At 46.2% G+C, this 12678-nt stretch carries 10 protein-coding genes; 6 read left to right on the top strand and 4 right to left on the bottom strand.

What is annotated here, in order from left to right:
- The first annotated feature begins 26 nt into the window (after window positions 1–26).
- Window positions 27–1409, top strand: a complete 1383-nt coding sequence (gene brnQ, locus ACJA3J_RS08120) for a branched-chain amino acid transport system II carrier protein (protein ID WP_406945979.1) — start codon at window positions 27–29, stop codon at window positions 1407–1409.
- A gap of 42 nt (window positions 1410–1451) precedes the next feature.
- On the opposite strand, the gene ACJA3J_RS08115 is transcribed toward brnQ, so the two are convergent.
- Entirely contained in the window at window positions 1452–2108 is a 657-nt protein-coding gene (locus ACJA3J_RS08115; protein WP_406945978.1) for a YdeI/OmpD-associated family protein, read from the bottom strand.
- 255 nt (window positions 2109–2363) lie between these two features.
- Here ACJA3J_RS08115 and ACJA3J_RS08110 point away from each other — a divergent pair, with 255 nt between their 5' ends.
- The 5 genes from ACJA3J_RS08110 to ACJA3J_RS08090 all read left to right on the top strand — a co-directional run bounded on the left by ACJA3J_RS08110 (window position 2364) and on the right by ACJA3J_RS08090 (window position 7928).
- A complete protein-coding gene (locus ACJA3J_RS08110) occupies window positions 2364–2933 on the top strand; it encodes a glycerol-3-phosphate acyltransferase (protein ID WP_406945977.1) in 570 nt (189 codons plus the stop codon).
- Window positions 2930–4519 carry an aminotransferase class V-fold PLP-dependent enzyme gene (locus ACJA3J_RS08105; RefSeq protein WP_406945976.1) on the top strand — a complete coding sequence of 530 codons (1590 nt, stop codon included), beginning with the start codon at window positions 2930–2932 and terminating at the stop codon, window positions 4517–4519. Before ACJA3J_RS08110 ends, ACJA3J_RS08105 begins: the two co-directional genes overlap by 4 nt.
- Window positions 4516–6309, top strand: a complete 1794-nt coding sequence (locus ACJA3J_RS08100) for an LTA synthase family protein (RefSeq protein WP_406945975.1) — start codon at window positions 4516–4518, stop codon at window positions 6307–6309. Before ACJA3J_RS08105 ends, ACJA3J_RS08100 begins: the two co-directional genes overlap by 4 nt.
- Window positions 6310–6791: 482 nt before the next feature.
- Window positions 6792–7628: a protein-glutamine gamma-glutamyltransferase gene (locus ACJA3J_RS08095; protein WP_115894302.1), complete on the top strand. Its 837-nt coding sequence runs from the start codon at window positions 6792–6794 to the stop codon at window positions 7626–7628.
- A 117-nt stretch (window positions 7629–7745) separates the two neighbouring features.
- On the top strand, window positions 7746–7928 hold the full coding sequence (locus ACJA3J_RS08090) for a YjcZ family sporulation protein (protein ID WP_089650981.1): 183 nt from the start codon (window positions 7746–7748) through the stop codon (window positions 7926–7928).
- Between the two features lie 115 nt (window positions 7929–8043).
- On the opposite strand, the gene ACJA3J_RS08085 is transcribed toward ACJA3J_RS08090, so the two are convergent.
- The 3 genes from ACJA3J_RS08085 to ACJA3J_RS08075 form a co-directional block, all read right to left on the bottom strand.
- Window positions 8044–9975, bottom strand: coding sequence for a fructose-1,6-bisphosphatase (locus ACJA3J_RS08085; RefSeq protein WP_406945974.1), 1932 nt, complete (start codon window positions 9973–9975; stop codon window positions 8044–8046).
- Window positions 9976–10140: 165 nt separating this feature from the next.
- Window positions 10141–11415, bottom strand: coding sequence for an MFS transporter (locus ACJA3J_RS08080; protein ID WP_406945973.1), 1275 nt, complete (start codon window positions 11413–11415; stop codon window positions 10141–10143).
- 66 nt (window positions 11416–11481) lie between these two features.
- Window positions 11482–12633: a winged helix-turn-helix domain-containing protein gene (locus tag ACJA3J_RS08075; RefSeq protein ID WP_406945972.1), complete on the bottom strand. Its 1152-nt coding sequence runs from the start codon at window positions 12631–12633 to the stop codon at window positions 11482–11484.
- Window positions 12634–12678: the final 45 nt, after the last annotated feature.

Here is a 12678-nt window from a genome sequence, read left to right as displayed (position 1 = left end):
CAATACATCAAGAAAGGAACAAACCTATGAAACAGAAAAACTCATTCTCTACCTATGCCGTCATCGGGACGATGCTTTTCGGCCTCTTCTTCGGTGCAGGCAATTTAATTTTCCCTATTCAACTCGGACAAATGGCTGGAACTTCCTTCTGGCCGGCATTGATCGGTTTTCTCGTAACAGCGATAGCACTTCCTTTGATGGGAATTCTTGCGATCGTTTTGTCAGGCAGTCAAGGCTTGAATGACTTGGCGGGACGCATCCACCCATTATTCGGGATCTCTTTTGCGGTCATTCTCTATTTGACGATCGGTCCATTTTTCGCCATTCCAAGAACAGCGACCGTCCCATTTGTCGTTGGATTTGAACCATTCATCCATCCGGACCAGACTCAACTATGGCTTGCGGTGTTCAGTTTTATCTTTTTCGCACTCGTCTATTATTTTTCTCTGAACTCAGCTAAAGTCATGGATATCGTCGGGAAATATTTAACACCGACTTTCTTACTGTTTTTATCTATACTCATCATCACCACCATCGTCAAACCGATGGGTGGTTTCGGTGCCCCGACTGGCGATTATGCTTCGGTCCCTTTCATGACAGGGTTCACAGAAGGTTATAATACGATGGATGCCCTCGGTGGGTTGGCGCTTGGAATTGTCGTCATCACCGCGATTCGTAATATGGGAATCACTGATACGAAGGCCATCGCCCAAACCACATGGAAATCAGGAATTTTCGCCATGGTGCTCATGATGCTCATTTATGGACTCATTGCTTACATGGGCGCCTCCAGCGTTTCTGTCGTCGGGAATCTTGAGAATGGCGGTCTGACCTTTGCTGCAGTAGCCGAGCATTATTTCGGTCCTTATGGAGCGATTTTACTTGCCATCATCATTGTCCTCGCCTGTTTGAAAACAAGTATCGGACTGATCATCGCCTGTAGTGAATTTTTCCATACGGTTTATCCGAAAATCAGCTACAAAACATTCGTGCTGCTCCTTTCGTTGATGTCGTTCATGATCGCAAACTTCGGTCTGACAAACATCATCCAGTACGCGATCCCTGTGCTGATGTTCTTATACCCAATGGCGATCGTCCTGATCCTTTTGGGGCTCAGCTCCAAACTGTTCCAGCATAAACGTACGGTCTATGCCGGAGCCATGACGCTGACCTTTTTCGTCAGTACCATCGATGGCTATAACGCTTTGTTGGGAACAATCCCAGGTGCAGCCAACCCTCTGATGGAGTCCATCAGCAGCTTTTATAGCTCACACCTTCCCTTATACGGAATCGGACTCGGCTGGATCCTACCCGCGTTAATGGGCGCCGTCATCGGTTACTTGTTGAAAGAAGGAAACAAATCCGAATCCTCTGTCCTTACGCGTGAGGCTGAGCACCTATCTCATTAATAAAGAAAAGACCAAGCCCCACGGGTTTGGTCTTTTTTTAAGCTATTTTTTCTTACGACGGTACAAATCCAGTGATTTATATCCTTCAGCTAAGACTTCAATCATCTGTTTTGCCCGTTTATCACGAGTCGATTGCTGTTTCGCAGAAAAGACCTGGCGCGCCCAATCGCGTTTATAACCTGGCGTCAAGCTCCTGTAAAATTCCTGTTCGAACGGATGATCCTTTAGTAAGTTTTCGACTTCCTCTATCTTGTGTTCATAGTCTGAGACACACTGACTGGGTGGAGTCGTTTTCGGTGCTTTTTTCTTCTCCCGCTTCATGCCGACAACCGTGAACACGTCATCCATACTGACCATACGCGAAAACTTGATGTCACTGCCTTCGACGTACTTATCCTCCCCGATTCTCAATGCCGGAAACATGTCATCCCTGTGTATGTACGTATCATAGCGGGTATTTCCCTTTTTCGGATAGGCAAAGAAAACATAGCCTTTCTCTGTTAAAACTCCCTCATGATCAAGAAGCGTTTGCAAGTGTTCTTTCATCTCCTCCAGGTTTTTCACAAAAATGAAAATCGCATCATGATGTTCGGAAAGTGTTGTCGGTTGCTCATCAAATAAATGATAGTCTTCCGGCTGGTGAAGGACAGCCAGATTCTTATATTTCGATAACTTTAACTTGTCCTTGATCGTTGGCACGATTAACCCCTCCTTTTCAGGTCAAAGGGAATGACCTTCTGCATCCGCCTTTCCCCGACTATTATCTTTCTATTATAAAGAATATTTCCAGAAAAAGTAGCTGGCTGCTGCCGAAAAGCAAATCTTTTGTCATCCACCTGACATTTTGAAATAATTGTAAAATGTCAGGTGTCACCGTATAAATTTTCCATGTTATGAAACGATTTGAAGGGCTGCATCGTATGATAGATGTTGGAAACCATGAGGGGTGGGGACATGTGGGTTTGGCCGATCATCAGCTATTTGCTCGCTGGAATCAATGGCGCATACGTGATGACGAAATATAAGCTCCAGAAAGATATTACAACGCTTGGAAGTGGAACAGGCGGGGCAAGGAATGCAGGAAGGGTAGCGGGTAAACAGGCGTTCATTTGGACCGTGGTCATCGATGCACTAAAAACCATTCTTCCTCTCAGCCTTGCTCTTTACCTAAGCATCTCTTCTGTTATCCTTGCGGCGATGATCATTGCCGCGGTGGCTGGTCATATTTGGTCGATTTGGCTGAAGGGGTGTGGCGGCAAGGGCGTTGTCGCCTATCTCGCCTGCACACTTGTCCTGGAGTGGCCGGGACTTTTGATCTTTGGAGGAGCCGCTTTACTCGCGAAATACCTACCCGTCTCTTTTTCAAAAGTGATGGTAGTCGCCATGATCATTCCTGTGGTCAGTGCCTTTTTCCGAGGAAATCCGGCTGTAAGCTTCGGACTTTTGATTGGGTATGGATTGGTCGTCCTTTCCCATCTATACCCTGTACATCCAGGCAGCATGAAAGAGGAGGAACATCTATGAAACAACCGTTCATCTATAAAGTGGCTTCAACAGAAGAAGAATACGAACAAATCCATCAGTTGAATTACGCGACCTTCGTCGAAGAGATTCCCCAACATAACCAGAACGAATCTCGCAGACTTACAGATAAATTTCATAATGAAAATACATATATTATTGCAAAAAAGGAAAAGGAAGTCATCGGCATGATTGCCGTCCGGGGGGAGCGTCCCTTTTCTCTCGATCATAAGTTACCGAATATTGATGACTATTTGGAAGAGGAATCCACTCCCTGTGAAATTCGTTTGTTATCGGTGAAAAAGGAATACCGGAAGCGGACGACCTTTTTCGGTATGATTGACCAGCTGGCGAGCTACTGCCTGAAACAAAAATTTGATGTCGCGCTCATTTCCGGTACCGAACGCGAGCACGTCTTGTATCGAAAGCTGGGCTTTGAACCGTTTGCCCATACTGTAGGGACGAAAGAAGCTGCATTTCAGCCGATGAAGCTGACGAAAGAGAATTTCGTCAAGGCGACACAGGCGTATCAACGCATTCTCGCCCGATATGAGCCGATTTCTTTTTTATCCGGACCTGTTTCGATGGATGAAGATGTGGCTCAGTCACTGAGCAGAGCGACACAATCGCACCGTTCCCATGATTTTTTGGAGATGATGACCAATGTACAGTCTCTGTTAACTGAGAAAGCGAACGCCTCTCACGCTTCCATCCTTGTCGGAACGGGGACGCTTGCCAATGATGTCGTGGCCCAGCAAATCAAGCAGCTTGAAGGGGACGGACTGATTTTGTCCAATGGAGAGTTCGGAGAGCGGCTGATCGACCACGCCAAAAGAGCAGGCCTCCCTTTTCATACCATCCAAAAAGAGTGGAACACGGCCATCTCCATGGAAGAAGTCCGTTCCATGTTGGATGAGCACCCGAGCATTCGCTGGATATGGACGGTCCATTGCGAAACGTCCACCGGCTATTTATATGACCTTGGAGCACTGAAAGAAGCAGCAGCCGACTATGATGTTCACCTATGTATCGATGCATGCAGCTCCCTCGGCCTCGATGAGGTGGACCTTGATGGTGTGTACCTGGCTTCAAGTGTGAGCGGGAAAGGTCTTGGCTCTTATCCCGGCCTCGCCATCGTCTTTCATAATCACAAGCCGTTCCCGAATTCTACGATTCCAAGATATTTGGACTTAGGCTTGTACACATCCAAGAAAAGCACACCGTTCACCCACTCATCAAACGCTCTCTTTGCTTTGAAAAAAGCATTGGAGCTTGATGGACCAGCGAAGGCAGAATGGATGGGTCTGCTGCGGTCGGAATTGGAAAACCAAGGCTGGGCGGTTCTTGGTGATAAGACGTACTCAAATGGAATCATCACCATCGCTCTCCCTTCAACGCAAACTTCCGTCACCTATGGGGATCGGTTAAAGAAGCAGGGGATTTTAGTTAATTATGAAAGCAGCTATTTGCGAGAGCAGAACTGGATGCAGATTGCCCTGATGGGAACGGTCTCTCATGTGAACATCACCCGGTTGCTTGATGCCATGAAACGCTTGAAAGAGACCGAACAGAAAAGGATTTCTTCATGAAAGCGTACACGGGACTGATCGCCTTTTATTGTGTCAAAATCGTCCTTCTTATGTACATCGGTTTTCAGCTGCAGCCGATACATTGGCCTGGACACCTTTTAATGATTCTGACCATCATCGGTCCTGTGATGCTTCTTTTCAGCGTGCCGCTTTTTACACCTGACCGGTACAGGAAGTGGGTATCTCCTGCACTCCTGTTTCTCACGACGTTCTGGATGTATGCCCACCTCCTGTACTATCGTTTTTATGAAGACTTCATGACCTTGACGATCCTGCTTCAAATCGGGAATGTCGGCGGATTGAGCCGCAGTACGTGGGAGCTTTTTTCCCCGTGGGATCTACTTTTATTTTTAGATATATTTGTGGTCGGTTGGGTGTTGTTCAAAAAAGAAACATTCCAGTTGCCCCCGAAAAAGTGGTACCTTGGAGTCGCAAGTCTTTTGACAATCACCATGCTTGCGGCCGGCCTCCTCTACAAGCCGTATGTTCTCAAGGAAAATTACAACCGCACCCAATTTGTGCAGACAATGAGTTTGTTCACCTATCAATTATTCGATGTCGGACATTCCATACGCTCCCCGCTGTTCAAATGGATGTCAGACCCTAGAGATGCGGAGCCGATGCAGGCACACGTCAAGGAGCAGGAAAAGGAGATGACCGAATGGTTCGGGGAAGCTGAAGGAATGAATGTCGTTTTCATAGGGCTTGAATCCGTACAAAATTTTGTACTGGACTTAGAAGTTGATGGCCAGGAAGTGACCCCGTTCTTAAACAAAATCAAGAACGAGAGCTTTTATTTTTCCAACCTCTATGAACAAACCGCTCAGGGAAAAAGTTCCGATGCCGAGTTCATGATCGATACCGGCCTCTACCCGCTCGACGGCGGTTCCGTCTTCGTCCGCCGTCCCGACAATGCGTTTCACGGACTTCCCGAGATTCTCGGAAACTACCAATCGGCCGTTTTTCACGGCAATGAGCGTTCGTTCTGGAACCGGACGGAAATGTATGACACGTTAGGCTATGACCGCTTTTTTTCAGAAAGAGATTATAAGGTCACCGAAGAAAACTCCATCAACTATGGTCTTGAGGATCACCATTTCTTCGAGCAGTCCATTCCTACATTGAAGGAATTGGACACGCCTTATTTAGCCAAATTCATCACGTTGACGAACCACTTCCCTTTTTTACTCCATGAAGAGGATCAGACCTTTGAAACGGACGTGACCTCAGAACCCGTCGTAAACCGCTATCTGTCAACGGTCCACTACTTGGATCAGTCCGTTGAAACCTTTATAGAGAAATTGCAAGAACAAGAGATGTATGAAAATACGATGTTCATCCTTTATGGAGATCATTACGGGGTTTCGACGGAATATGAGGATGGTCTATTCGAACTGCTCGACCAGCCAGAGACGACTTTTTCCCACATCAAAAACCAGCGCGTCCCTGTCCTGATCCATATTCCCGGATTACAGGGAGAAGTGTTTGATGAAATCGCCGGCCAGATCGATATCCGTGCGACCGTTCTACACCTTCTTGGAAAACGGAGCGCGAACTATATGAGCTTTAGTGAGAACCTGCTCACCCGGGAACACGACGCCTTCGTCACCTTCCGCAACGGCAATTACATCTCTGAATCTACGATGTATGTCAAAGGACAATGCCTTGATACAGAAAAAGGTACCCCCTTATCCAACCAGGCATGTGAAAAAGGAAGAAGCAAAGCCAGAAGCGAACTGCAGCTCTCTGATCAAGTGATCAAAGGAGATTGGCTGCGGTACAAAGAGTAAGGAGCCATGAAATCATGGCTCCTTTTTTCATGTGCGCGGTTCGGGATTTCTTGCGTGCGGTCCACCGCTTCTTGCGCGCGTCTCACTCTTCCTGCGCGCGTCTCACTCTTCCTGCGCGCGTCTCACTCTTCCTGCGCGCGTCTCACTCTTCCTGCGCGCGTCTCACTCTTCTTGCGCGCGTCTCACTCTTCCTGCGCGCGTCTCACTCTTCCTGCGCGCGTCTCACTCTTCCTGCGCGCGTCTCACTCTTCCTGCGCGCGTCTCACCTTCCCTGCGCGCGTCTCACTCTTCCTGCGCGCGTCTCACTCTTCTTGCGCGCGTCTCACCTTCCCTGCGCGCGTCTCACTCTTCCTGTGCGCGACTCCCCCCTATAAAGACTAATTCCATGAAAGACTAGAGAAAAGCCTCTACACATCATCCCCTCCACTCATGAATAGGATAGGTACAAGGACAAATGTTTCACTTCGCAAAGGAGGATCCGTATGATCCAGGTATCCGGGATGCCGTATCAACCTAGTGATTCGTGGAAGCCAGATCAAATCGAGACGACAATCATAAAGGCTTTACAAAAGACTCCGAACATCTACTCTTTTTCTTCGGAAAAGGAGCTTCTATTTGAGGTCAGAAGCAGAAAAAATATCATCCTTAGTGCTAAAGAAATGAACGATGGAGAGTCAACCTTTGCTACTTTTCGTACAGCGCGCTGCAATCCTGACTATTGGCAGCTGACCAGAGCCGGTGGTTTTTTATTGCGACGGCAGGCCTCCCCTGCTGCTGCGATCCAGGATATTTTCAAAAATAGTGATCAGTATAAATTCGAATGTGCGACCGCTTGTGTGATCAACTTTTATCACGGCCTCCTGAAAACGATGGGCGATTCTTCCTTCAGCACACTCTTTCCAAACCTCTACTTATACAGCTGGCACACCGATGATGATCTAGGGTTGTATTCAAATTTTGTGAATCATTATATACCGGGAGATGTTGTGTATTTCAACAACCCTGATGTGAACCCGGCCACTCCATGGTTTCGGGGAGTCAACGCAATCGCGATGGGAAATGACGAGTTTTTCGGTCATGGATTCAGTATCCGGACAGAAGCAAAAATGATCGAAGGCCTGAATACGAAAAGGAAGGAAAACAGTCAGCAGTCGGCTTATTTGACGAGCTTGATCACACGCCCGTCTTTCCAACCATTAGCCAGATTCTCTGCCGGTCGTACGATTCAGAAAACGAGGCCATTCATCGTCCACCACAACAAGACATCAGTATCGTTCAGGCATTACCTATATGAGCTGATCTATAAGCCTAAGTATTGAAAATCCCTGTTTTGTGTACTCGTGACATGCACCCATTTTTAAGGTTGACGGGCTCAACTTTCTGTTAGGCGAGTACAATATAGTGACAAAGAAACAAAACGAAAGGGATGTTTTCACATGGAAAATGTTAATGCTCCGTACACGATGGGTGCAAATGTAAACGCGCCATATATGGGTGCGAATATGCCTCACATGCCGTCCGCTCCTATGTATCACTGTCGTCCACGTCGAAACAATTTTGTTTTGATTGTGGTATTGTTCATTCTATTGATCATTGTCGGCTGCAGCATTAAGTGGTAGACCATCGCTGATTCTGTCCATCATATGAAACTTCTCATGGACGGCCGCCTGACAAAGATGAAACCTAAAAAAGGACGATGGCTCAATGAAGAGCCATCGTCCTTTTTACATCGCCTTATTTCATATACTTGTATTCCATCAAGCTGTTTAAAATATAAATCTCCTGCAGCAGTTCTTCCCCTACATTCGTCTCTAAAACCTTCTTCCTCTCAAGCTCCTTATCTACCAATCGCTTCACAGATAAAACATCCGTTCCATCCCGCAGGACTTCTTCCTTCGAGTTGAAGCGCTTATGGGCGACAAGCTGCATGCCGAAAGAGTTATACAATAGAGTGTACCCAGCAATGCCTGTCGTCGATTGATAGGCTTTCGAAAATCCTCCATCGATGACGACCATCTTTCCGCCTGCTTTAATCGGGTTTTCTCCCTCGATTTCTTTCACAGGCGTATGTCCATTGATGATATGGCCCTGGTCTGGATTCAAGTCGAATTCAGCAAGAATTTTACGGCAGACTTCTTCATCTTCCCGCAAATAATAGTATGGGTTTTTTCTCTCTTTGTGTGTGGTTTTATCAGTGATGAAGTAGCGCTCGAACGTCGTCATTTCCCTTTTCCCGAACAGGGAAGAAAATTGACCTGTCCATAAATACCAAACCATATCTGTCGCCAAGTCATCGGTTTCTTTTGGATTCGCAAACGAATGACGTAGATAGTGCTCAAAAATATCGAGCAGCTCACGCCCGGCATAGGACTTGTCTTCAATCGTCATTTTCTCCATATTTCCTTCTTCATCAACCGGGATACACCCGTGAATCAACAAGTTGCCGTTGTATTTCAAATAAAGGCTGCCCTTTTTCATAAGGAATTTCATATGTCTTGCAAGCTTCTCCGAATGCTGGATGGAAAAGAGCAGCTTTTCGATCACCTTCTCCTCTTCCTCCAGGAGACGATTTGGGTCTTCAGGATCGATCGTTGCAAAGCACGGATTTTCAAGAGGATACGTTTTTCCGTGAAGCGTGATTTCTTCGCGGTCATAATCCACTTTTTCAAGCAGCAAACGCTCAGACATATGGAAATACGGCCGCCTCTTAATGATCGAACTCTCGAGTTTGAACTGAATCATCGCGATCGCCTGATGCATTTTCGTAATCTGCAGCTGCTCATGATCTGATGGTTTGTCATCAGTATGGATTTTAGATCTGAAGGCAGCATGATCGCCATAATATTTCTCAGCAAGATTGAGCAGCGGCCTTAAATTGATGCCATACGCATCTTCAATGATTTCCAAATTGTTGTAGCGGGCGCAAATGCGCAGGATATTGGCAAGACACACCTTCGATCCGGCAAAAGCACCGATCCATAGAACATCATGATTGCCCCACTGGATATCGACCGATGGATAATGGATGAGTGTTTCCATGATTTTATCCGGCTCCGGTCCCCGGTCGTAAATATCCCCGACGACGTGAAGGTGGTCCACGACCAGTTTTTGTGTAGCGTAAGCAAGACCGCTGATGAGCTTGTCCGCCTGTCCAAGAGAAATAACCTGCTGGACGATTTTTTTATAGTACGATTCTTTATTTGTAATGTCATCCGTTTTATAGAGAAGTTCTTCTATGATATAAACGAACTGAGTCGGCAGGGCTTTACGTAACTTGGAACGCGTGTACTTGGAGGAAGCATAGGAAATGAGCTTGATCATCCGGTCGATCGTGTGCGTGTACCATTTTTCCAGCTCTTCATTATTGTCAAAACCGTTCTTGATCAGCTTGATTTTTTCTTCCGGATAAAACACGAGTGTCGCGAATTCATCCAATTCCCTCTCCGTCAATTCATCTTCAAAAAGATCCCTGATTTTCTCTTTGACTCTCCCTGAGCCATTTCTCAACACATGTTGAAATGCTTGGTATTCCCCATGAAGGTCACTCACGAAATGCTCGGTTCCTTTTGGCAGGTTAAGGATCGCTTTCAGATTGATAATTTCAGTGACGACTTTTTCTTCGCTATCGTATTTTTGAGCAAGTAAGTCTAAGTATTTTGTATTCAAGGTTATGTATCCCCTTTCAAAATTCACCATGAGATCATTTTTTAAAGACGCATTCTCTGACAAGCCCTGCTATTCCATTTAATTATTTCAAAGGATTCTTTCTAAAACAACACTCTTTGATAAAAAAAGAGAGATTCCCTCCTTTTGGAAAATCTCTCTAAGGATTCAAGCGTTGGAATTCGCTTGCATCTCTCTCCTCCTTACATGCTCATTCGCATCGCGCCGGGCCCGCTTCCATATCAGGTTCTGGAAGACAATCCCTACGAAGCCGACACCCAATAGGCAGAAACCTATCATTCTAAACGCCATTGTTACACCCAACTGATGAATGAGCAGACCGCCTAGTAACGGACCGATGATAAACAACAGACTCAAGGTGGAGTCGACAATGCCCGATACCCTCCCAATAGCTTCTTTCGGGGGCTCTTTCTGAATCAGATAGTTCACGGCAGTAAAAGCGAGGCCATTCCCGATTCCTCCTAACAAGCCGAGCACGATGACGATAAATAGAAAGGTAGAAGCGTTCAGAAAGCCGAAACCACCGGTCATGACACCGATGAGAAGGCTCGCTGTCCCGAAGAACCACCCGTATTTTTTGATACCATCCAATTTGTTTAAGGCGAGGACAACAAGAAGCGAACCGATCCCGATCGCGGAAATGACCCAGCCGGTAAGCTCCGCTCTTTCAGGAAAGACCTCGCTGAATAAGGTGACGAACTGGGCATCAATCATCTGGATGGTCAAAGTGGTGACGATACCGTATAAGAGGCTGGCCGTCAGAATCCGGCTTTTCAGTACGAAGCTCCAGCCTTCCTTCCACGATGTCCAAAATCCAACCTCCTCCCCTTGCTTTTCTTTCTGCTCATTCGCCTCCTGCTCCTTCGGACGAATGAACAGAAGGATCACTCCGGAAAGGAGAAAAGAAGCACTATTGATCGCTATTGAAAAAGATGGTGAGAAAGCAGCGGTCAGGGAGCCGCCGATCAAAGGCCCCACCACTTTCACAAGTTGAAACAAGCTGCCGTTCATCGTTACCGCCTTCATGATGTCCTCTTCCTCCACAATCCTCCTCACCAGTCCCTGCTGGGCAGGTAGACTGATCGCCCCCGCCGTATTCCTCAGGAAAATTAATGCCAGTGCAAGAAATGGGAAAGGAGTGAAAACGAGCACCAGCGTCAGGACACCTCGGATCCAATCGGAATAAATGAGGATTTTCAGCTTATCCTTACGATCCGCAAAAACACCAGCAAACTGGCCAAGCAATATGCTGGGAATCGCATACATGACAGGGATCAACGCAATCAGTAAAGGATCCGCCTGCCACGTATACCGAAATAAAATCAACACAGCTACAAAGTCAAACCAATTCCCCAAATTGGACAGCGCATTGGCTGAAAAGAACGTAACAAAATTCCTGTTTCCCCAAAGTGAATGTTTCATTTTAATACCTCCCCGTTCTCTTTTAAAAAGCATAACGGAGAAATATCAGAGGAGTATCAGAGGCTCCTATTTTTTTCTGTTCAAATGAACATCCAGTTGGTATTCGATCTGACTCTTCAACTCAGAAAATCGGTATTCAAAAGCGAGGTCCCGCCACATCTCCTGGTATATAGAGAATAAATCACTCTCTGATCGGAATTCCTGGATGAAAAAGAGGATGACGTTCAGACTGATCATAAGTCCTGGAATATATTTGGCTTCCTTAAAAAGCTTAAATCCCTCTTGAAAGAAACGATCCGCTTTGTCTTCTTCATGATTCCAAAAGCAGTGGATCCCCTGCATAATCAAAAAAGTCGCTTGCTCCCGAGAGAAAGGGTACTTCTCAAGTGTCTCTCCCACTTCCTTCATCTTTTTCTCTATAGCCGGCTTATCGTTTTGCAAGAATACAAGGTAGAGTTCTGTTAATAGAGTCAAAGGATACAAGTTGTGCAACCCTCGATCATCGATTTCTTTCTTCGAAGCGCTGAGCTGGTTTTCTGCTTCAGAAAGCCTCTTAGTGAAGATCAAGAGACTCAATCGGTTCAACAATCTTATTTCTGTCCTATGGGCACCCGGCAGCTTCTCTTCAGCCAACGCTTTAGTGAAATAATGCAGGCTTTTCTCTTTATCTGGTTGAATGTAGGAATAGATATGCATCAAATAGTAACAGGTATCCCAAAACGAACGTTCATCCTTCAGGAACCACTCAAAATCACCCTTCATGAAGTGAAGATAACATTGGTGTTCGACGTCGAGTTCAAAACCGAAAATATCCTGGTTTTCCTCAAGCACCTTCAATGCTTTCCCCTGACCGTAGAGATGGTATTTGTGAAAAAGCACTTTCGCACTTGAGGCAACATCCTGGTCTTCGGCGAGGGGGCTTTGATGAACTTGCTCCTCCACTTTCAACAAATACCCCTTCCCCCTGACCGTGGAGATGCTTAAGAGAGAGGCTAACGGCCTCAGCTTTTTCCGGAGCCGGTAAATATGGTCATCGATGGTCCGGTCCGTCGGATTTTCCATAGACCATACAGCATCAAGCAAATCCTCCCTGGAAAACACTTGAAAAGGTCGTTCCCATAAATATTGCAGCAACTGATATTCTTTTGGCAGCAAAAGAACTTCTTCTGCGCCATATTTCACTTTCAGCTCATGATCGATCCACTTTAATTTCTCCATACCTTTCACCTTCACTTATACGGATCAGTCTCTTGAACATTCCTT

Source organism: Halobacillus sp. SY10 (assembly GCF_045401165.1).
In the GTDB taxonomy this organism is placed as follows: domain Bacteria; phylum Bacillota; class Bacilli; order Bacillales; family Halobacillaceae; genus Halobacillus; species Halobacillus aidingensis.
This window is presented reverse-complemented; position numbering and strand designations above follow the sequence as displayed.